Raw genomic sequence first — 19,275 nt, 5'->3', positions numbered from 1 at the left:
TTCGACTCATCCGGTTTGTATGATCTACGGGTAGCGACCTATGATAATGGGTTTAATTTACCGTTTTGTGGAAAAAAATCTCTTTAATCTTTTAAGCACTTTCTAGAAAGTCCTTTAAGTCTTAAAGATCTTACTAGTAAGACCTTGAGACATCATTTCATGTCTAGTTGAGTCTCCACATCTAGAGTAATCGAGTTACGAACGCCTTCCACATCTAAAACTAAATAACCACCCCCGTCAGACGACAGAAGTGGTTCGTTTCGCTTTGTGCTTTTTGTAGAGGTCTTCGGCAGCTCCGGAGCCGAGCATGACGCCCGCTACGATGAACAAGAAGCCTACTATGTGACGAATCGTCAAGATTTCGCCTAGGAAAATACTAGAAAGAATCATCGCAAACAACGGATTCAAGTTCATGAAGATGGCAGACTGGGTAGCTCCCGCCTGACCGATCGCATAGTTGTAGATCATGTGACCGAGCGCTGTGGAAATCAAACCGGACGCTAAGAATATAAGCCAGAACATAGGTGGTGCATCGAGAAATTCGACCATACCGCCTGGTTCCAGAATCAGACTCGTAATGATGAGCCCAATCGATCCGACTCCCATCATGTAGGCTGTCATCACGCGTGGGTCAAGAGTTCGTGCGGCTTTCACGACGACCATGTAGCTCAGTACTTGCGACAAAATCGAGATGAAAATGTAGAGGTCCCCGATATTGGTATCTAGCCCTGTCGATCCGACTAGAACCGCAATCGTGACTCCTGAAATCCCTAGCAGCAAGCCGAGCCACTGCAGCTTCGATGGGAAGTATTTTAAAAAGATGGCTGCCGAGATCGCTGTTAAAATCGGGCCCATTCCAAGGATCAACCCTCCAGAAGTTGCAGAGGTCACTGCTAACCCCAGGTTTAAGAACAGGTGGTGCAGCAAGACGTTCGTCAATGAGCCCACCAAGATGTATTTCCATTCGCGCTTCGTAGGAAGGCGTAATATTTTTAAGAATTTGAGAATCAAGAACACGGCTAGGCTCGCCATCAAGATTCGAATTCCTGTTACGGTGACTGGCGGCACATGGGTTCCGATGAACTTTAGCATCGGGACATTTGCGCCCCAAGCGAACATGACACCGACGAGCATCCAGTAAATTTTCGCTCTGCTCATGGTCCGCCTCCTTTCTTTAGTAGCGATAGACTTCGCGCTTAATCGCTAGACTGAACACGATGTAAGCAATGAGCGACAGCACGACCGGAATGACCACAGTGTGAATGTCGAGCAAATTCCCGTTCGCTGTATTGTAAAAGTGCAGTGCGATATAGGTTCCAATACCGGTAACCATTGAAGCGATAGCTCCGTACTTGTTGCCGTATTTCCAGTAGAGACCAAGAACGATTGGCCATATGAACGCTGCTTCTAGACCTCCGAATGCGAACAGGTTCAAGAAGATGAGTAGCTCTGGAGGGTTCACAGCTAGCAGGAAGACAATCGTTCCAAGCACTGCAGTAACTCCAAAACTCATGCGCTTCACCGTCTTCATCGAAGCGTTCGGTTGAATGTAGCCAAGATAGACGTCTTTCACTACGGACGAACTGACTAGAAGCAGGAGCGAATCGACTGTAGACATAATTGCAGCAAGTGGTGCGGCAAGCACAATCCCAGCAAGCCACGGTGGTAGGATGTCAAGTGCGATGACTGGAATAACCGTATCTGCGACTTCAATTCCTGGCTTCACGGCACGTGCGAACACACCGATCAAGTGCATGTTCAGCATGATGAAACCGGTCACGATGGTTCCGATGACAAGCGCTCGGTGCATTCCGCGAGAAGTCTTATACGACATCGCTCGAACCGCAATTTGCGGTAGTCCGACTACCCCGACACCAACTAAGATCCAAAAAGAGGATACATAAGCAGCTGATAAGTTGCCGTTGCTTCCATATGGCGTGACGAGATTTGGATTTTCAGTCAGCAAGTCTTGCATGATGTTCGGTACTCCGCCCCCTGCGATGATGACCGCAATGAGCAAAATCGTAGTCCCGATGACCATAATGGTTCCTTGCACGGCATCCGTTAGCGCGACAGCTCGGAAACCACCTGTCGTCACATACACAAGAACAGAAATGACAAAAATAAATAAGGCCGATGTATAGCTCAGTCCAGTGACTGTCTCAATCAGACGTGCTCCTCCGACCCATTGCGCTGTCATAGCGGAGAACAAGAAAATCACGATGGCGAATGCGGAAAGAATGGCCACGACTGGACTGTTGTAGCGAGCTTTCAAGAAATCAATGAGCGTCAAGGCTTGGTATCGTCTCGCTAGAATGGCGAACTTTTTCCCTAAAATCAGCAGAACGAAATACCCGGTGACCACTTGCGTCATCGCAAGCAGTACCCAACCAAAGCCCATCGTGTAAGCCGTTCCAGGTCCTCCTAAGAAACTCGAAGCACTACCATATGTAGCGACCATGGTCATCGCCAGGACGAAGCCACCAAGTTCACGCCCCCCAAGGAAATAATCATTTAAAAAACCTGATGACTTGTCACGTTGCCGGCTGGCAATCCAGCCTGTCGCAAAGATAGCCACTAAAAAGAAAACGAGTGGTGCAATCACTTGCCAATTCATCGATCTGCCTCCCCGTCTTCTTCAAACGACACTTCTTTCAGCACAAACTTCGTGACGAAAACAATCGTGATAGAAATTAAAATAAATCCTACGATGGCGCTATAGAAGAACCAATCTGGAAAGCCCCAGATGTAGTTGTACTCTTCGACCGGTCGGCTTCCGAGACCATATGCGAAACCGAACCACCACAAGAAGTGAGCGATGGCGATACCGACACCGATCTTTGCTTCCCGGTGCGCAATTTTGAAACGCGGATCCATGACGTCCCTTCTTTCGTTTGTCTAAATTTGTATGTACTAGTGTCATGCTTACTTCGAAAAGAATACCCTTAGTTCTATTTCAACAAAAACCACCTTCAGAGAAGGTGGCCATCCATTTATTCAACCGGTTCTTCAACCGGAGCATCTTTGTATTGGTGAAGCAGGAATGCCAAGTAGTCACGCCAGCCCAGGGCTTTCACGCTATCCCAGCTTGGTAGCTCGAATGGGTGTGGCAAGAAAGCAGGTGCATTGTTGCGACGGAATTTGTCGTCGAGCACAAGTTGTCCGTTCACCAAACCGCCGCTCACAATGATCGATTGAGTCTCTGGCATATCGAACGCAATCGTCACTGGGATGCGACCGATCGTGCCTTGTTGCGAGATTGAATAAATTTCTGCGTACTCGAGATCGCGCACAATCGTCCAGTCGTCTCGAAGGCGCATAGCACCAGTTGCCTCATCGATTGTGATTGTCACGTTTACATTCGCACCGAATGGCAACTCCGTGATGGTTTCACTAGGAGTAATCTGCACTTCGTAAAGTGGCAAATCCGGTTGTTCTTCAAATTGACCGTGGATTTCTTTCCAGCGGTTATCTGTGACCGGAACGGTTCCTTTACCAGACGTTTCAGCTGAATAGAATTTTGCCAGATGGGTAGAATAGGCTTGAACCGGTTGAGTGGGTTCAATCTCATGCCAGTTCTTCTCTTCGACGAATGTCACGAGTGTCGCTTCGTTTGGAGTTACGTGAACGATGACTTGCGTTTCGTACTCTTCAATCTTTTCGACGACACCGTCAATCGGGCTGACGAATTCTGGAGCTTCCGATGTGCTTGTGAGTTGGGCATCCACGACAGCCAGTTCACGCTCGACTTCTGCAATTTTTTCTTCGATTGCCGCCATTGCACTGTCGTAAGTAGCATCTTCAGAAATCTCGACGTCTACATTGGAAGTAACCGTTACATCTACTACTTCATCAGTAGAACTTCCACGGCCTGTCGAAGTCCCACGAGCTGAAGTTGTTGAATTCGAACGGCTTTTAGCAGTTCGAAGTGTGGAAAGAACGGAATTCAATTCACGAAGCTCAGTCTCATAAGCTCCCGAGCGAGCATCCCACTCAGCACGTTGCTGATCGATATCCGTTGTATCTAGAGTAGCGATAGGTTGTCCGTTTGTGACAGCGTCACCTTGTTCCACGAGGACGTCTTTTAAATCTTCTCGATTGACAGCCAGCGAAAATGAAGTCGTCGGTACGGCTACCGCTTCTTTCTCAAGTTCGCGTTTGTAGTCCCCTTCTGCTACTCGTACATGATCTTCTATGTAGTAGTTGCGGGCCACGATACTATCTTCTTTAAACACAAGAATCGCATTCGCTGCGACAAAAGCCGTGATGGCAATGGAAAGACCTATAATGTACAATCGTGTCTTCATCCTAGCGCACCTCCCGGCAGCAAGCGGTCAATCGGCAGCACACTGATGAGTGCGACGACTGCTGCGAACAGGATGGTCATTCCGATTAGAATGACTAACAAGACTTTAGTTGAGACCGTTGTGAAACGGCGTAAAAATTGTAATTGGATGGCGATAACAACGCCAGTAAATACTGAGAATTGATTAAAGAAATAGTGAAAATAACTATGATCTAAAAATTGGGCAGCTAATGGGCCAAAGGATAAGAACGAGAGATGTGTCGTGTATCCGACCAAAGCGAACACGAAAAACAGCAAGGTCTTCTCGATTAATAGAGTGGCAATCACGTATAGCTGCATGACGGCTGCGATCCGAACTGGAATTTTCGTGAGAAGATGCAACAAATAACTGACTCCAAAGAAATGAAAACTGAAATAGACGAGTGCCCAAAGGACGATCGCAAACAGCGAGACCCAGCGCGCAATCGCGTATGTATCTAAGAAACCAAGCACGTAAATGGATGTAAGTGATGTGGTTGTCATCCCCCACACGTCCATGAGTATGTATAACAATATAGTACACACCAGCACAACGCCCACGCGTTTTCTAAATCCTCGAATGGTTTCAGTTTCAGCGAGGTTCTCTAACAAGTAGCCTCTGGTGAAAAAATACCGCCAAAAATGAAATTCTAAAAACATGATAGACCTCCTCATCCATAAGGATAATTCTAGCATATTTTTGATTCAAGGGACGTATGTAAAAGGGTTCAAAAATGAAATTAATTTTCGTGAAACTTTTTTCAGAGCGGGACGACTACTTTAATAACAGAAAGGGGCGGATTACTATGCGGCAATGGCTCGACTTGTCGTTCAGTTGGGGGGATATCGTATTTGGAGTGGTGGGCTCCACGGTTTCGGTGATTCTCTATCAGTTGTTCTCATAAAACAGTAAAAGCATCTATCTAGCGGCGGTTCGTCCAGATAGATGCTTTTTATTGAGTTAAATTACACATAGCTACCTCCGTGATGTTGTGTGGCTAATAATTGGTAGAACAAGTCGAGGTCTCGGTGTGACAAGGCGTCGTCCATTAAACGTTCGAAGTTCTCACGTTCGAGTGCATGGATCAATTCCATGACTTCTTCACTGTTTTCTTGTTCTGCTACTGGTTCAATCAATGTCTTTAGATGATCGTGCACGTCCGAGACTAAGAGAAGTTGATAGAGCGGCAAACGAATGAAGCGGTTGCCTTTTTGGAACACAAACACTTCTGACAAGTTTTCCACTTGAAGCGTGTCACGATTTAGGACGATCTCTTTACCTTCGACTGGAATGAAGCTGAATACTTCATCGTCTTTGCGCAGTGAGAAGTACTGATAGGCAAATACGAGTCGAATCTTGTTGTCCTTGACTTCTGTGTGGAACGGTTTCATCATCTCAACATGTAGCATGTTCTCCCCCTCCTTTTATTTAGAATATTCTGTTTTTATTAGTGTATCATATTCCCTTATTTTTGTGCATAAAAACATCTTTGTTCACAAAATTATAATAAAACGAGGCTGGGACAAAACCCAGCTAAGGGAGTTTCTCGTCATGAGAAACTCCCTTTTGTAGGTTCTATTGTGTGTAGGGGAAGCGTTCCGCGGGCGCGGGCTGAGCCAAGGTCTCAGCTTCCGCTTGTAATCCCGCTGGAGTCACCCCTACACACTTTTCATTTTGTTATCTTTAACTTCATTTGTGGAATTAAATGAGTTATGTCCCAACTACTTATTTATTTACTAGGCTTTGCTCTTTGGGGTCGAGTTGAAAAGAACCCGATTCCCTTGTCATGTCGAATCGATACTTTTTTATAAGGAAGGTTGTCGATTTCTTCTTTCGATAATAGTCGGCTCGTTTCGAGGATGAACGTTGGTGTTTCCAGTGTGAACTGAAGATCACTTTTATAAAGACACTCCTGTGCCTCCGCCTTGTTGCAGCGTTCAATAAGAATTTGTACGTTGGTGTGTTCGTGGTGGATGGGATGTAGTTTGAAAAAAGTAGAATACCGTGTCATATAGAATCTCTCACTTCTTAGAAATTTTTTCCTGCAATTTGGTTATATACTATCTAAAATGGATGATTTTACTTTTTACCATTTTGGTAATTAACAACTTTCACAAGATGCCACTCGCTATTCTACCCATAGTAGAGTAGGGGTGATGTTAATGAAGTTTCATGACAAGTTACGTGCGTTTCGCGATGAACAGCTGAATATTTCTCAAAAAGAAGCGGCGCTTCTCCTAGAAGTCTCTAACGTCAATCTCTCTCGATACGAGACGGCTGAACGGCAGCCTAGTTTAGAGTTCCTGCACCGTATTCGAACTAAATACAAGATGACGGACGAGCAGTTCCTAGATCTGCTTACAGAAGACACGACCGTGAGAAGACCTATGGAGACCTTTCTTGAACAAGCACATGAGACTCAGAACCGATATTACGGTCAATTTTCCGAATTGCTTACTGAACTTATGGATGAAAAGAGCTTCCGCTTGCTGCTTCTCTATTTGCGAGACCTTTCAGAAAAAGAACGCAAAGAGCTTCTGGCTCAGTTGATTGAACAAATAGAAGAAACGTAAACATGGATGTGAAATTACACATCCATGTTTTTTCTTTGCCTAAAAGACGTTATAATGGAAGGATAGTCTTTTAGAAATGTGTGGTGAACCCCTGTGAAAGGGATGACAGTTCAGCGTCTTTTGACGTTCTATGAAGAACCTGTTCAAGATTTTATGAAGCAACTGGATCAGGACTTGCTTGCGGGTGTAGCTCAAGACGATTCTCTCGTGAGAAGCGCCCAATCTTTTGTACGCAATGGTGCCGTCCAATTGGTAGATTATGCACCAGTTCGTCATGAAGCAGACTTTGTCGTGCGAGATGTGCAGGATGCATACGTCCATATATCGTTCTATGAACATCTTTCCTGCTCTTGTAGCGGGCGAAAGATGTGCCGCCACCAAGCTGCTGTACTTTTCTATTTGTATCAACATATCGATTCTCTCAGTGAATGGGTGAAAGCTTGGCGCTCTAAAGCAGACCGTCAGTCCATCAGTGAGATTCAAAACAACCGGACCCCACTTGCTTGGGAACAGTATGCAAATACCCTTCTCAACCAGCTCGTCATTCAAGACCATGCATCAAGCTTTTTCTTGATGGAGTTTGCGCTCGGCGATTACAAACGTCAGATGCAACGCATCCGCCCATTAGAACGTGAGTGGCATGTGCTTTTTGATACGAGCGTGACACTCATGACTTTGATTAAATTGTGGCCGACGTTTAATAGCTTTAGCCGCGAAAACGAGCGAGGACGTGTTCGCTATTATTTAGATGAGACCATCCAAGACTTGAAACACCAGTTCAAGCAACTGCACGGACAGCCTCGCTTCTTTGCAGCTGACCCATTTTATGAGCGCATCGTACGCTACGTAAAGTATTTGCTGACGGATGCAGAAGGCTATTTCGCACAGCGCAGTGAGCTGTATACACATTACTGGACAGAGCTCGGTACCCAAAAACAAGCTCGCGTTAAAGAGCTCGACTTCTTAGAGAAACATAGCGAGACAAAAGATGGCCACTCGCTCTTGCAACTTCGTCAGTTGTTTTATTTCCAACTCGGCCAAACGGAGCGTTTACTTGCAACGATGAAAGATGTTCCCGCTGAAGAAGTCAGCAGTTACTTGTCTCTCATTCAATTCGCTATTGAACAGTATGAGATCCAGATGGCCACGCAGTTATTTGAGCGGTTGCTCCCTGCTATTGAAACCTTCTTAGATACGGAAGTTCGGGCATCTCGATTGATTTACACGTTGCGGACGATTGAACGACAGCTCGACCTTTCAGACGAGGCGAAGCTTCAGTTTTATCGCATGTTGATTCCGTTCACTCTCGAGCCGTATTCAGGCTATCTGATCGACAACGAGCGCTATGAAGAATGGGCCGACCTGCATCTGTACTGCCAAAGCGGGATCACTTATGCAGAGACATGCGGCCTTGACCTTGTGAAAGAACACGCCCCTTTTGTTGTCATGCCTCTTTACCATCTAAACGTAGTTCGAGAGATCAATGAAAAGAAACGCGATAGTTACAAGCAGGCCGTGCGCCATCTGAAGAAGATGAAACAGCTTGCGAAAGCTGCGAACGAGACTGTCTACTGGAATCAGTACGTACAAGAGATCCGTGAAAAATTCCGTCGCTTGCGGGCCTTCCAGCAAGAAATGGAGAAAGGAAATCTGGCACTGTGAAACTTTTTTCGATGCCACTCTATGTGGAAAAATTAGATGGGGGCTTCGCTGTGTCGAGCCCTGAACGACCTGACCGCTTGAAAACCTTATTATATGGAAAACACCGCGACAGCTATTTTGGCCTCCCTGTAGAAGATCAAAAAGGGAAGTTTGTCCTGTCGTGCCTCGATGCTATCGACTTGTTACCGAACCCTTCCGATGTCTTTGAATTTTATGGTCATGATGCCGCATCTTCTGAGCAGCTAGCGGCCATCACGGAAGCGGCTTCCATTTGGAACCGGACAGACCTATGGGAACACGTCGAGTTTGATGTAAACAGCCTGTTTGTCACAGCAAGTAAAGATGAAGCCGTGACTTCAATCGTCGAGACCGCCCTATTACAGAAGGCCCGCCAAGCTGCGTTCTCCTACGATGACTTGGTGAGCTTACAGGACTATTTCAAAAATGGCGGCTGGCCGATCCATAAAGTGAAACAGCATCCTGACATCCATGTCGCTCTTCGCCTCATGGAACCTGAAGACCCTTCAGACGACTGGATTCTCGAAACTGTCGTACGTGGTGTACGAAGTTCTAGTTACTGGACACCTGCTACGAAAAAGCGCTTCCTCTCTATTGAAGAAGCCTTACCACCGAAGTGGGCAGAACTCGGTGACGTCATCCGGAACTTCCAGCGTGGCGTCATTCCATTCGTTTCGGTTGTCGATGAAGAAACGGAATCATTTTATTACGTTCCTCTTGATGACCAGCAAGTGCGAGACTTCTTGCGACATGACTTAGCGAAGCTTCAAGCATTTGGTTACGACATCGTACTACCTGCGTGGCTCAAAGAAATCAAAGAGACGAAGATGCAGGTTCGTGCTTCAGCAAGCACTGGTCGCTATAAATCAGCAGCGGGCCTCGAGCAGATCATCCAGTTCAACTGGAACTTCTCCCTTGGTGATCAGGAAATTAGCGAAGAACAGTTCCGTCAAATGGTCGAAGAGAACCGTTCGTTCATTCGCTCGGGCGATCAGTGGTTCCAAATTGATGCGCAGTGGATTCAAGAAATCCGCAAGTTACTCGACCGGTCCGAAGAAGAAGAATGGACGGTTCGGGACCTGTTGTTCCAAGAGCTACCGGAAGAACTGACCCTACCTGCTGATGATGAGGATGAAGATGATCCCCTCATTCAGTTCCAGTTGCATCAGTCATTAGAGAGCTACTTGTCGCAGCTCCAAGAGAAGAAGGCATTCCCGGAAGTCGCCCCTTCTCCTCGTCTGTTGACAGAGCTTCGTCCGTATCAACAACTCGGTCTGAACTGGCTCGCTTTCATGCGAAGCGAATCGTTCGGTGCTATCTTAGCGGATGACATGGGACTTGGGAAGACGGTTCAGTTGATTGCTTACTTATTACATGTCCATGAACAACAACCTGGTGGCAAGCCTTCGCTCATCATCTGTCCGACGTCGGTACTCGGAAACTGGCAGAAAGAACTTCAAAAGTTTGCGCCTTCTCTTCGCGTCTCGACTCATTACGGGTCCAACCGCGGTGACATCACGACAGACGCTGACGTCGTATTGACGACTTACGGGATTACCACTCAAGACGCCGAAACGCTCCAGCAGATTGCTTGGAGCTCAGTGACGCTTGATGAAGCGCAAAATATTAAAAATATGCAGACGAAACAGTCGCGCGCTATTCGTAAGTTGCGCGGCGTGCACCATATCGCTTTGACGGGTACACCGGTCGAGAACCGCTTGTCTGAGCTATGGGCGATCTTTGATTTCATTCATAAAGGATATCTGGGTTCGTATAAGTCGTTCCAAGAGACGTATATGGCCCCGATTGAACGAGATGAGGACGAGCAGGCGAAGCACCGCTTGCGGATGAAGATCCAGCCGTTCTTGTTGCGCCGAACGAAACGAGATCCAGACCTGCAGCTCAACTTGCCTGAGAAGCTTGAACAGAAAGAGTATTGCGCTCTGACAACCGAGCAGGCGGCACTCTATGAATCATTGATCCAAGAGTCCGTAAGCCAGCTCGGCAATCTGAGCGGGTTTCAGCGGAAGGGGTTGGTCCTCAAGATGCTGAGCAAGTTGAAGCAGTTATGTAACCACCCAGCGCTTTACTTGAAAGAACCATTTGATGATGCGGAGACCATGCTAGAGCGATCCGCGAAGCTTGCGGGCATTGTGACGCTTGCGGGTGAAATCGCTGCAAGAGGCGAACAGTGTCTAATCTTTACGCAGTACATCGGCATGGGACATCTACTGCAACACTGTTTTAGTGAACTCTATGACATTGATAGCCCGTTTCTTACGGGCAGTATGCCAAAAGGACAGCGCGATCATTTGGTCGCATCGTTCCAAGCGGGAGAGTTTCCGATTTTCTTATTATCGCTCAAGGCTGGCGGAACGGGACTCAATCTGACGGCTGCAACTCATGTGCTTCATGCTGACCGTTGGTGGAACCCAGCAGTCGAGAATCAAGCGACGGACCGTGCGTATCGCATCGGCCAACAGCAATTTGTGCATGTGCACAAGTTCTTGACGATTGGAACAATTGAAGAAAAAATTGACACGCTCCTTGAACAGAAACAATCGTTATCGGATGAATTGATCCATTCAAGTCAGTGGATCACGAAACTGAGTGACGATGAACTGACAGACCTGTTGACACTTTCTTGATAAAAAATGGCGCGACTTGTTATCCCCATACCAAGCCGCGTCACATACGAGATGAGCAACACATGGCGACGTATTTTTTCATCAAACTGGAGTTGTATTTGGTATAAAATCAGCAGGAATCTCAAAACGGTCTTCAGCTACTTCGACTCGGTCAGCGGGCTGTTCTTCCTTGCGTTTCGTTGCTAAGAATCGTATTTCTTCTACAATGACTTCGGTGACGTAGATGCGCGTGCCTTCTTTTTCATAGAAGCGCGTATGTAGCCGCCCGGTCACACCGACTAAGGAGCCTTTCCCGCAATATTTGACAGTCAGCTCTGCCAGCTTCCCGTAAATGGTACAATTGATGAAATCGGCTTCATCTTTTTTGTAGCCATTGGGAACTGCCATGCTGAACGATGTCACGCTTTTCCCTTCCGATAAGGTACGGAGTACGGGATCCTTCGTCAGTCGGCCGATTAATGCAACTTTGTTCACATGTCTCACCTCCCTTCTGCACACAGCATACGGCAAGTGGATTCTGTGTGGCAAATCGGTAAAATGAAATTATCTGACGTGTTTCGCTAAGATAATTTGTCAAATGGGCGTGAAAATTTCATTTTGAAGCCAAAACCGCCCACACAATTTAAAGATGACCTGATTGACCGTTTTTTGAAACTTTTTTCTAGAAAGGTTGGGACAGTCTATGAAAACATTCAAAGTAATCGAAGCGTCCATCTTGAGTGAGCATGAATCCAAGCTGATTCCACTTGAAGATGGCATCATTATCAACCAAGAAAACGAGGCTCGCTCATGGGCTATCGAGTTGTTCACGACGAAAGAGTTGAAAGAGTACTTTGATGATCTGGTCGCTTCTCAAGAACTAGTGGAAGCACGCGTCGTCATTTCCTACCCAGAGAATGAACCTGCTCCATTCGAGATGATGGCCTACTCGGTGAAAGCTGTGGGTGATTCCATCTCAGTTCTGCTCCGTGGTACATTGAAGCGTGCACGTCGTAAATACGCGGAAGGCTTGCTTGCTGAATTGATTGAGGACGGTTTTGAAGGAGACGACCTGCTTGTTCGTTTCGAGAAAGCGATGAAAGAGCGTCCGACGCTGAAGAAGAGTGAGGGCGAGGAATAGGAATTCTATTGTTTGGGCGAGATTTAGCGACCTCGACTGCTCAATTGAGTACCTTAACGCACCGATTAACGCCTTGAGTACTTTGTTTAACGACTCTGAAACTCCCGTTAGCACCCCAAGTTATTTTATGGAAACCAATCACAAGCTAAAAAACAGGACCGGCACATACGCCGGTCCTGTTTTTCATTCTACTCGTCTTGGTTGTCGCGATCGGTCGGGGAGACATCGTTGCGATTGTCAGGCATCATGTCAGTGTCGTTGCCGTTCCCATCATTGCCGTTATTGTATCCGTCATTCCCGTTCATCCGATCTCCATTCGTTTCTGGAGGCGTGACGTCTGGCACCAAGAACAATGACGGAGCTGGCAATCGCTGCAACTAGTGGCTTGCGCATTAAAAAACCTCCTTTCTGTCATAGACTGATCACTACACAAGTGACTGCTGATAGTCTGTTACGGAAAGGAGGCATTATTCGTTTACAAAATTAGTTTGTCGAATCCTCGACTTTTGGCCCAATTGCAAAAAGGATATCTGCTTCACAAGCAATTTCCCCATCAACCGTCGCAATCGCATGACCTTTGCCAATTTGGCCGCGTAGACGCGTTAGTTCCACTTCAAGTCGAAGTTGGTCACCTGGTTTTACTTGGCGCTTGAAGCGGCAGTTGTCGATGCCTGTGAAGAACGCAAGACGTCCTTTGTATTCTGGCATTTGAAGAACTGCAGTTGCTCCGACTTGTGCCAACGCTTCTACAATTAAGACACCAGGCATTACTGGATAACCAGGAAAATGGCCATTGAAATACTCTTCATTGATTGAAACATTTTTTAAGCCGACTGCACGCTTGCCTTCTTCGATTTCTAAAATGCGATCCACAAGTAAGAATGGATAGCGGTGTGGCAAAATAGCTTGAATCTGTTCTGTTGTTAACATATCAATTTCCCCCTATTTGCTCGTGCCGTTCATGATATCTAAAATATGTTGATAGGTTTCCCATTTAAGTGCGTCTGATGCATCGCCGCCACCTAAAATCGCATAGCCGACTGTTAAGCCACCTGCAACCGCACCTGCGACTAGCAGAAGAACGAGAAGTACACGAAGCCAAATTGGGAGTAAGCGAATTTGGACCCAGCGTGTTGGTTTTTGCGGTTTGGCAGTCTCCGTATTCTCTTGTCCCTCATCATTTTTCGCACGCACGGCTTTCACCTGTTTGCGGGTTACTACTTTTTCTTCTGTCATTCTGTGAACTCCTTTATTGAACCTTACCGTTTATACGATTTTGGCATATTGTCTAACATTATACCAGTACCGACAGCCACACAGTCCATTGGGCTTTCTGCTAAGAATACAGGCACTTTCAGTTCTTCCGTTAATAGATGATCCATACCGTGAAGAAGTGCTCCGCCGCCTGTGATGATTACACCGCGGTCGATGATGTCTGCTGATAGTTCCGGTGGTGTTTTTTCTAATACGTTTTTACAAGCTTGAACGATGACGGAAACGGACTCACAAAGAGCTTGCTCAATTTCTTGCGAAGTAATCGTTACCACTCGTGGAAGGCCAGTCACCATGTCACGTCCACGTATATCCATCGACTCGCTGCGGCCTTCTGGATAGACCGTACCAATTTCAAATTTGATATTTTCAGCTGTTCGTTCTCCGATCAGCAATTTGTATTCACGCTTGATATACTGCAGGATGTCTTGGTCGAACACGTCTCCTGCGACTTTGATTGATTCGGAAGTAACGATATCTCCCATCGATAAGACGGCTACATCTGTTGTACCGCCACCGATATCGACGACCATGTTCCCACTAGGTTGGAAGATATCCATTCCAGCACCGATTGCTGCGACTTTTGGTTCTTCCTCTAAGAAGACTTTTTTGCCTCCAGCTTTTTCGGCTGCTTCACGAATCGCTTTTTGTTCGACACTAGTAATATTTGTCGGGCAACAAATTAATATACGAGGCTTGCTGAACATGCCTTTGACGTTCAGTTTATTGATGAAATGCTTGAGCATTGCTTCTGTTACATCAAAATCAGCAATGACGCCGTCTTTTAGTGGACGGATCGCCACAATATTTCCAGGAGTACGCCCTAGCATTTGGCGCGCTTCAGTCCCCACAGCCAGGACTCGGCGCGTTTGGCGGTCAAGTGCCACCACGGATGGTTCGTTTAATACGATTCCTTTTCCTTTGACGTGGATCAGCACATTGGCTGTACCCAAATCAATGCCTATATCTTTTGAAAACATTCTCGTAGGTTCTCCCTTCCCAAACTTTCTCTCTGGTCTATTTTGGGTTTCTCAACTTTTAATTTTATCACAGTTTTTGTCGAAACGTACAAATTATTTTGATAAAGGACACGCAAAAAGAGCGACCGAATGGCCGCTCTCTTTTAAAATGCGATGTATTTGGCTGGATTGATGTACTGACCGTTTTCTTTCACTTCGAATAGTAAGTGATTGCCGGCTGTCGTGTTCCAGTGGTTCGTGCTTGAAGTCGCCATCGCGTCTCCTTGAGCCACTTCGTCCCCGATAGCTACTTTGATTTTCGTAACAGATCGGTAATAGGTCTCCATTCCATTTTCATGCGACAACACGACAGCGTCGCCAATGAATTCGTCTTCAATGATATTCGTGACCGTCCCGCTCATAGCAGCGCGTACTTCAAACGGCTCGTTGTTTTTGGATAATGTGATAATGGCTGCGCTCCGTAGAGGACCGGGTAAAACCATTTCTTTTTCGTTGCTTCAATGAAGGAAGAATTTTTCATTGATGGCTTCATGTTCATCACCTCATTGTCAGTGTGAACCGTCCCCCATCGTTTTAAACCAAGACTCCATTATTTTTTCACAGCCAGCTAGTGGCTCGAGTATGGTTCCGGGGTAGTAATGCGCAATGATGTCTTCTCCTGTAGCACCTTGTTCTGCCATCCCTTTTGCTCCGTACTGGCTCATCCCTACTCCATGACCGTAGCCTGCTGTCACGAGATCTTTCGGGACACCGAGTGTCACAGCGAACTCTATCTGTGTGAGGATTTTTTGTCGTGTTTTCATAGTTCAGTGTATGAAAAAAGCAGCTGCCCTAAGCATCAGGACAACTGCTTGAATAGTTATAATGTTAGGAATGGAATTAGACCGGTTGTACTTCGCGTTCTACTGTCTCTGTACCAACTCGTTCAATGTCTGCACCTAAAGCTGCTAACTTCTTGTCAAAATTCACATATCCACGATCTAAGTGTTTTAATTCTGTAACACGCGTTACGCCATCAGCTACAAGTCCTGCAAGGATCAATGCAGCAGCTGCACGTAAGTCGGTTGCTGCAACTTCAGCACCTTGAAGATCTGATGGGTTCTCCATGATTACAGAGCGACCTTCGATTTTCAAGTTACCGTTCATGCGGCGGAATTCTTCGACATGCATAAAGCGGTTTTCAAATACAGTTTCTGTGATGATTCCTGTACCGTGTGCTGTCATCATGAGTGACATCATTTGTGACTGCATGTCTGTAGGGAACCCTGGGTGTGGCATTGTCTTAATATCTACGGATTTCAGTTCGCCTTCTGCTTTGATGCGAAGACCTTGTTCTGTTTCCGAGATGTCAACGCCCATTTCCTGCATTTTAGAGATAAGTGCTGTCATATGCTCAGGTACTGCGTTCTCGATAGTTACATCACCACGAGTGATCGCTGCAGCTACCATGAATGTACCAGCTTCGATACGGTCAGGAATGATTGAGTGCTCAGCACCTGTCAGTTCCACAACCCCTTCGATTTTGATAACGTCTGTACCGGCACCTTTTACTTTACCGCCCATGTTGTTGATAAAGTTTGCAAGATCCACGATCTCTGGCTCTTTTGCTGCGTTCTCAATGACTGTCGTTCCTTCTGCTAATGCAGCGGCAGTCATGATGTTTTCTGTAGCACCAACACTTGGGAAGTCGAGGTAAATTTTAGCCCCTTGTAGACGACCTTCTGTGCGAGCTTCTACAAAACCTTGTCCGAAAGTGATAGTTGCTCCCATCGCTTCGAACCCTTTTAAGTGTTGATCAATCGGACGACTTCCAATTGCACATCCACCTGGCAATGCTACTCGTGCAAATCCGTTACGAGCTAAGATAGGCCCCATGACGAGAATCGATGCACGCATTTTGCGAACATACTCGAACTGCGCTTCACTGTTAAGTGTTGCTGTCGAATCGATGATGACTTGCTTATTTTCAGGTTTGTAGTCGATTTTTGTATTCAGACTACGAAGAACCTCATTAATAGTTTTAACATCTGCTAGAGATGGTACTTCATTGATTGTATTGATTCCTTTTGAAGCTAGAAGCGCTGCTGCAAGTACTGGTAGCACTGCATTTTTAGCACCTTCTACTCGTACGTTTCCTGTTAAAGCGCGTCCGCCCTTGACGATAATTTTATCCACTTTAGCTACCTCCGAAAAATTGACATGGCATTCATATATAGGTTCACATTCTGGTAATTGTTGAAATTAGGGTATTAAAACACAATTTACATCATACAATGAAACGAGAAGTCTGACAAGTAACTTAATCCCCTAATTTCACAAGTCTAATTGCAACTATAGTATGTGTTTTCTCTCTCTAATGTTCAGCTATTTTCTAGATACCCTAGCACGTTTGAAATAAACATTGTTTGACAAGATATTTCCCGGGAAATACTTATTTCCGTATCGTGTCGAACTATTGGTTTACCTAGAATAAATACTGCAGCTGCGAAGACCAATTCATCAGCTCCACAAAGAAGCTGCCAGCAATGGATCCTAGTACAAGACTAAGTAAAATCATCATGACTTGTATTTGAAAGACATGCCCTTTTTTGAACACAACTTCTAATCTCACACTCTGCAATGCGTAAAAGGCAATGGCAATAAAGAATAGATGGACTGCAATCGCAATAACCGATTGGATGGCCAAGTCTGCTAAAAACATCGCGCTCTCTCCTTTCACATACTTACTATTATATCGGCTGAACTAGAGAAATGGATGAGCGCTATTGACTAACTTGTGAATTTTCATCACAATCTGTCGGTATGTGGTGTGATTCGCTTGGGTCGGTTGTTTTGAGGGGGTTGAATGGAAATTAAGTGAGATGCGGTTAGGTTTTGGGGAGGGAATAACGAGTTGCTCTTGCTTTTCCTTTTTTGGAACAGCGGAGCTGGGCGAGGGCTTTGGTGACTCTATGTTTTGTTCGTATATCTAAATAGCGTTCAATATCCGATCTCTTTAAATCATTATGGAGAATATAGAATAGACTAGTAATAGTTTTAGATAGTACCTCTTTATCTATATGATCACAACTCTTACAATGATACGCTGTTGATTTTTCTGCTGGAACCATTATCTGCTCACAGCTATGACAGAAAATACCTTGTCGAAGCGTTAAAACATCAATCGAATATCTCACTGCCAAGGGAATCCTTTTAAAATTTCTATTAATAGTATTGACCGTTTTTACTAAATGAAGGTATTCATCTTTATTGCACTTTTCGGGCAAAGAGTTTAGTTGTTCAATATAGAAGTCTACTTGGTTTTTGTACAATATCTTTGTTGTCTTAGGATAATTGGAGATATGCGCTGATGAATGACAAAATACAATTGCAGAATAAATGGGGAGTTTTTGAGAAACAGTAAATACTATTTTTTCGAGAGCCTTTATATTTCTATTAAGTTGATGAATGGGACAATCTAATTTTTCTGTAACTCCTTCATAAGTGCGTATGATTTGAGCAGGATTTTCATAGAATTCAATCTGACCCCTAATATTTTTTATTTCTAGAAGTAGAATATAACGATTGGTGATGATTAGAGTATCCATTTGAAAGAATGTGCCAAACTTCGATTGTGTATGAAAATCTGGGATGATTGTATGAAGCATGGGAAAAGGAATTCTTTCCAATACCCGATCTACTTTCACTTCTCCATCATGACCGGCTTTCGCCATTGCAAACTGTTTATTAAAAAACTGTTTTTGCTTTTCATTGGATACGGGAGTTCTAATAGCTAATTCTCTCAATGCGAGAAGTTCGTTTAATTTGTTTCTTTTAATCGTTTTTGTTTTTTGATAAAGTGACATACCATTCCTCCTTTTTACATTAGTTTACATTAGGCTATTGTTTTTAGATAGAAAATTTTCATACTCCACTTCGTTATCGGGCTTCTATTTGAAATTGATGATTAGTAGCACATATTGTAGTCACTACAATTTATCGATTAGCCTGTATTAAAGAGGTATCTGCCGCAGTTGTTTGCATATCTGCCGCAGTTTGCTTTTTTTCTGCTGCAGTTCGCTAAATATTGATCACTTAGAGCAATATCTGCCGCAGTTGTTTGAGTATCTGCCGCAGTTTGCTTTTTTGCTGCTGCAGTTCACCAAATATTGATCACTCAAATTCCTAAGACCTTCCTAGTAAGACCTTTACCATTCCAAGCCCTTACACATCTAGAGATACAAAAAACCCCGGTCACCAGACGGTGACCGGGGTTTCCAACTTCGACTTACATATTACCCTCTTTAACGTTGATACGATTCATGGCACGCTGTAACGCAAGTTCCGCACGCTTGAAATCGACGTTATCTTGTTTAGACTGCAAGCGCTCTTCGGCACGACGAAGTGCTTCTTTAGCACGAGCAGTGTCAATAGATTCAGCTAGCTCTGCAGAAGGTGTCAAAATTGAAACCTGCTGAGGGCGCACTTCAACAAAGCCGCCAGTGATTGCAACGTACTCGACTTTGCCATCACGTTTAAGCTTTACTGCACCAATTTCAAGAGGAGCTACCATCGGAATGTGTCCTGGCAGGATTCCGACTTCACCAGTTACCGTTTTTGCGATAACCATATCTACTTGAGCATCGTATACTGGGCCGTCTGGAGTGACAATATTGACTGTTAATGTCGGCATTTGTT

At 45.2% G+C, this 19,275-nt stretch carries 21 protein-coding genes; 4 read left to right on the top strand and 17 right to left on the bottom strand.

Going from position 1 to position 19,275, the window contains the following annotated elements; genetic code table 11:
* Window positions 1–237: 237 nt before the first annotated feature.
* From CF394_RS11035 to CF394_RS11010, 6 genes are all read right to left on the bottom strand, one after another.
* Window positions 238–1,158, bottom strand: coding sequence for a DMT family transporter (locus tag CF394_RS11035; protein ID WP_094943670.1), 921 nt, complete (start codon window positions 1,156–1,158; stop codon window positions 238–240).
* Between the two features lie 16 nt (window positions 1,159–1,174).
* The gene (gene panF, locus CF394_RS11030) at window positions 1,175–2,617 is read right to left on the bottom strand and encodes a sodium/pantothenate symporter (RefSeq protein ID WP_094943668.1); all 1,443 of its coding nucleotides are present in this window, start codon (window positions 2,615–2,617) and stop codon (window positions 1,175–1,177) included.
* Window positions 2,614–2,877 (bottom strand): YhdT family protein, encoded by a 264-nt coding sequence (locus CF394_RS11025; RefSeq protein ID WP_094943667.1) that lies wholly within the window; start codon window positions 2,875–2,877, stop codon window positions 2,614–2,616. Before CF394_RS11025 ends, panF begins: the two co-directional genes overlap by 4 nt.
* A 116-nt stretch (window positions 2,878–2,993) precedes the next feature.
* Window positions 2,994–4,307 carry an efflux RND transporter periplasmic adaptor subunit gene (locus CF394_RS11020; protein ID WP_094943665.1) on the bottom strand — a complete coding sequence of 438 codons (1,314 nt, stop codon included), beginning with the start codon at window positions 4,305–4,307 and terminating at the stop codon, window positions 2,994–2,996.
* Window positions 4,304–4,984 carry a hypothetical protein gene (locus tag CF394_RS11015; RefSeq protein ID WP_094943664.1) on the bottom strand — a complete coding sequence of 227 codons (681 nt, stop codon included), beginning with the start codon at window positions 4,982–4,984 and terminating at the stop codon, window positions 4,304–4,306. The genes CF394_RS11020 and CF394_RS11015 overlap by 4 nt, the downstream gene beginning before the upstream one ends.
* A 306-nt stretch (window positions 4,985–5,290) precedes the next feature.
* On the bottom strand, window positions 5,291–5,734 hold the full coding sequence (locus CF394_RS11010; protein WP_094943662.1) for a transcriptional regulator: 444 nt from the start codon (window positions 5,732–5,734) through the stop codon (window positions 5,291–5,293).
* Between the two features lie 753 nt (window positions 5,735–6,487).
* Here CF394_RS11010 and CF394_RS11005 point away from each other — a divergent pair.
* The 3 genes from CF394_RS11005 to CF394_RS10995 all read left to right on the top strand — a co-directional run bounded on the left by CF394_RS11005 (window position 6,488) and on the right by CF394_RS10995 (window position 11,226).
* On the top strand, window positions 6,488–6,898 hold the full coding sequence (locus CF394_RS11005) for a helix-turn-helix domain-containing protein (RefSeq protein WP_165767537.1): 411 nt from the start codon (window positions 6,488–6,490) through the stop codon (window positions 6,896–6,898).
* A 93-nt stretch (window positions 6,899–6,991) separates the two neighbouring features.
* Complete coding sequence (locus tag CF394_RS11000) at window positions 6,992–8,560, top strand: hypothetical protein (protein WP_094943659.1); 1,569 nt, start codon at window positions 6,992–6,994, stop codon at window positions 8,558–8,560.
* Window positions 8,561–8,571: 11 nt separating this feature from the next.
* Complete coding sequence (locus CF394_RS10995; protein ID WP_094943730.1) at window positions 8,572–11,226, top strand: DEAD/DEAH box helicase; 2,655 nt, start codon at window positions 8,572–8,574, stop codon at window positions 11,224–11,226.
* Between the two features lie 81 nt (window positions 11,227–11,307).
* Here the strand turns inward: CF394_RS10995 and CF394_RS10990 are convergent, their stop codons facing one another.
* The gene (locus CF394_RS10990; protein ID WP_094943658.1) at window positions 11,308–11,700 is read right to left on the bottom strand and encodes a single-stranded DNA-binding protein; all 393 of its coding nucleotides are present in this window, start codon (window positions 11,698–11,700) and stop codon (window positions 11,308–11,310) included.
* Window positions 11,701–11,908: 208 nt separating this feature from the next.
* Here CF394_RS10990 and CF394_RS10985 point away from each other — a divergent pair, with 208 nt between their 5' ends.
* A complete protein-coding gene (locus CF394_RS10985; protein WP_094943656.1) occupies window positions 11,909–12,346 on the top strand; it encodes a YwpF family protein in 438 nt (145 codons plus the stop codon).
* Between the two features lie 483 nt (window positions 12,347–12,829).
* Here CF394_RS10985 and fabZ read toward each other — a convergent pair whose 3' ends face one another.
* From fabZ to CF394_RS10935, 10 genes are all read right to left on the bottom strand, one after another.
* Window positions 12,830–13,276: a 3-hydroxyacyl-ACP dehydratase FabZ gene (gene fabZ / locus CF394_RS10975; RefSeq protein ID WP_094943653.1), complete on the bottom strand. Its 447-nt coding sequence runs from the start codon at window positions 13,274–13,276 to the stop codon at window positions 12,830–12,832.
* Between the two features lie 12 nt (window positions 13,277–13,288).
* Window positions 13,289–13,582: a DNA-directed RNA polymerase subunit beta gene (locus CF394_RS10970; RefSeq protein WP_094943652.1), complete on the bottom strand. Its 294-nt coding sequence runs from the start codon at window positions 13,580–13,582 to the stop codon at window positions 13,289–13,291.
* Between the two features lie 23 nt (window positions 13,583–13,605).
* Window positions 13,606–14,598: a rod shape-determining protein gene (locus CF394_RS10965; protein ID WP_094943650.1), complete on the bottom strand. Its 993-nt coding sequence runs from the start codon at window positions 14,596–14,598 to the stop codon at window positions 13,606–13,608.
* Between the two features lie 143 nt (window positions 14,599–14,741).
* Window positions 14,742–14,999, bottom strand: a complete 258-nt coding sequence (locus tag CF394_RS10960; RefSeq protein ID WP_207761710.1) for a M23 family metallopeptidase — start codon at window positions 14,997–14,999, stop codon at window positions 14,742–14,744.
* Window positions 14,996–15,130: a hypothetical protein gene (locus tag CF394_RS16175; protein ID WP_279327658.1), complete on the bottom strand. Its 135-nt coding sequence runs from the start codon at window positions 15,128–15,130 to the stop codon at window positions 14,996–14,998. Before CF394_RS16175 ends, CF394_RS10960 begins: the two co-directional genes overlap by 4 nt.
* Before the next feature lie 16 nt (window positions 15,131–15,146).
* Window positions 15,147–15,401, bottom strand: coding sequence for a hypothetical protein (locus CF394_RS10955; protein WP_094943647.1), 255 nt, complete (start codon window positions 15,399–15,401; stop codon window positions 15,147–15,149).
* A 76-nt stretch (window positions 15,402–15,477) separates the two neighbouring features.
* Complete coding sequence (gene murA, locus CF394_RS10950; protein WP_094943646.1) at window positions 15,478–16,773, bottom strand: UDP-N-acetylglucosamine 1-carboxyvinyltransferase; 1,296 nt, start codon at window positions 16,771–16,773, stop codon at window positions 15,478–15,480.
* Between the two features lie 289 nt (window positions 16,774–17,062).
* A complete protein-coding gene (locus tag CF394_RS10945; RefSeq protein WP_094943644.1) occupies window positions 17,063–17,299 on the bottom strand; it encodes a DUF1146 family protein in 237 nt (78 codons plus the stop codon).
* A gap of 166 nt (window positions 17,300–17,465) precedes the next feature.
* On the bottom strand, window positions 17,466–18,443 hold the full coding sequence (locus CF394_RS10940; protein ID WP_094943643.1) for a nuclease-related domain-containing protein: 978 nt from the start codon (window positions 18,441–18,443) through the stop codon (window positions 17,466–17,468).
* 422 nt (window positions 18,444–18,865) lie between these two features.
* Entirely contained in the window at window positions 18,866–19,270 is a 405-nt protein-coding gene (locus CF394_RS10935) for a F0F1 ATP synthase subunit epsilon (RefSeq protein ID WP_094943641.1), read from the bottom strand.
* Window positions 19,271–19,275: the final 5 nt, after the last annotated feature.

This window comes from Tetzosporium hominis (genome assembly GCF_002265435.1).
Taxonomy (GTDB): Bacteria; Bacillota; Bacilli; order Bacillales_A; family Planococcaceae; genus Chryseomicrobium; species Chryseomicrobium hominis.
This window is presented reverse-complemented; position numbering and strand designations above follow the sequence as displayed.

Coding starts and splice junctions, on each gene's coding strand:
- CF394_RS11025 (WP_094943667.1), bottom strand. CDS start 2,877: ATGGATCCGCGTTTCAAAATTGCGCACCGGGAAGCAAAGATCGGTGTC.
- CF394_RS10970 (WP_094943652.1), bottom strand. CDS start 13,582: ATGACAGAAGAAAAAGTAGTAACCCGCAAACAGGTGAAAGCCGTGCGT.
- CF394_RS10945 (WP_094943644.1), bottom strand. CDS start 17,299: ATGTTTTTAGCAGACTTGGCCATCCAATCGGTTATTGCGATTGCAGTC.
- fabZ (WP_094943653.1), bottom strand. CDS start 13,276: ATGTTAACAACAGAACAGATTCAAGCTATTTTGCCACACCGCTATCCA.
- CF394_RS10995 (WP_094943730.1), top strand. CDS start 8,572: ATGCCACTCTATGTGGAAAAATTAGATGGGGGCTTCGCTGTGTCGAGC.
- CF394_RS10985 (WP_094943656.1), top strand. CDS start 11,909: ATGAAAACATTCAAAGTAATCGAAGCGTCCATCTTGAGTGAGCATGAA.
- CF394_RS10965 (WP_094943650.1), bottom strand. CDS start 14,598: ATGTTTTCAAAAGATATAGGCATTGATTTGGGTACAGCCAATGTGCTG.
- CF394_RS16175 (WP_279327658.1), bottom strand. CDS start 15,130: ATGAAGCCATCAATGAAAAATTCTTCCTTCATTGAAGCAACGAAAAAG.
- CF394_RS11035 (WP_094943670.1), bottom strand. CDS start 1,158: ATGAGCAGAGCGAAAATTTACTGGATGCTCGTCGGTGTCATGTTCGCT.
- CF394_RS10935 (WP_094943641.1), bottom strand. CDS start 19,270: ATGCCGACATTAACAGTCAATATTGTCACTCCAGACGGCCCAGTATAC.
- CF394_RS10940 (WP_094943643.1), bottom strand. CDS start 18,443: ATGTCACTTTATCAAAAAACAAAAACGATTAAAAGAAACAAATTAAAC.
- CF394_RS11005 (WP_165767537.1), top strand. CDS start 6,488: ATGAAGTTTCATGACAAGTTACGTGCGTTTCGCGATGAACAGCTGAAT.
- CF394_RS11020 (WP_094943665.1), bottom strand. CDS start 4,307: ATGAAGACACGATTGTACATTATAGGTCTTTCCATTGCCATCACGGCT.
- panF (WP_094943668.1), bottom strand. CDS start 2,617: ATGAATTGGCAAGTGATTGCACCACTCGTTTTCTTTTTAGTGGCTATC.
- CF394_RS10955 (WP_094943647.1), bottom strand. CDS start 15,401: ATGAAAACACGACAAAAAATCCTCACACAGATAGAGTTCGCTGTGACA.
- CF394_RS11010 (WP_094943662.1), bottom strand. CDS start 5,734: ATGCTACATGTTGAGATGATGAAACCGTTCCACACAGAAGTCAAGGAC.
- CF394_RS10960 (WP_207761710.1), bottom strand. CDS start 14,999: ATGAGCGGGACGGTCACGAATATCATTGAAGACGAATTCATTGGCGAC.
- CF394_RS11015 (WP_094943664.1), bottom strand. CDS start 4,984: ATGTTTTTAGAATTTCATTTTTGGCGGTATTTTTTCACCAGAGGCTAC.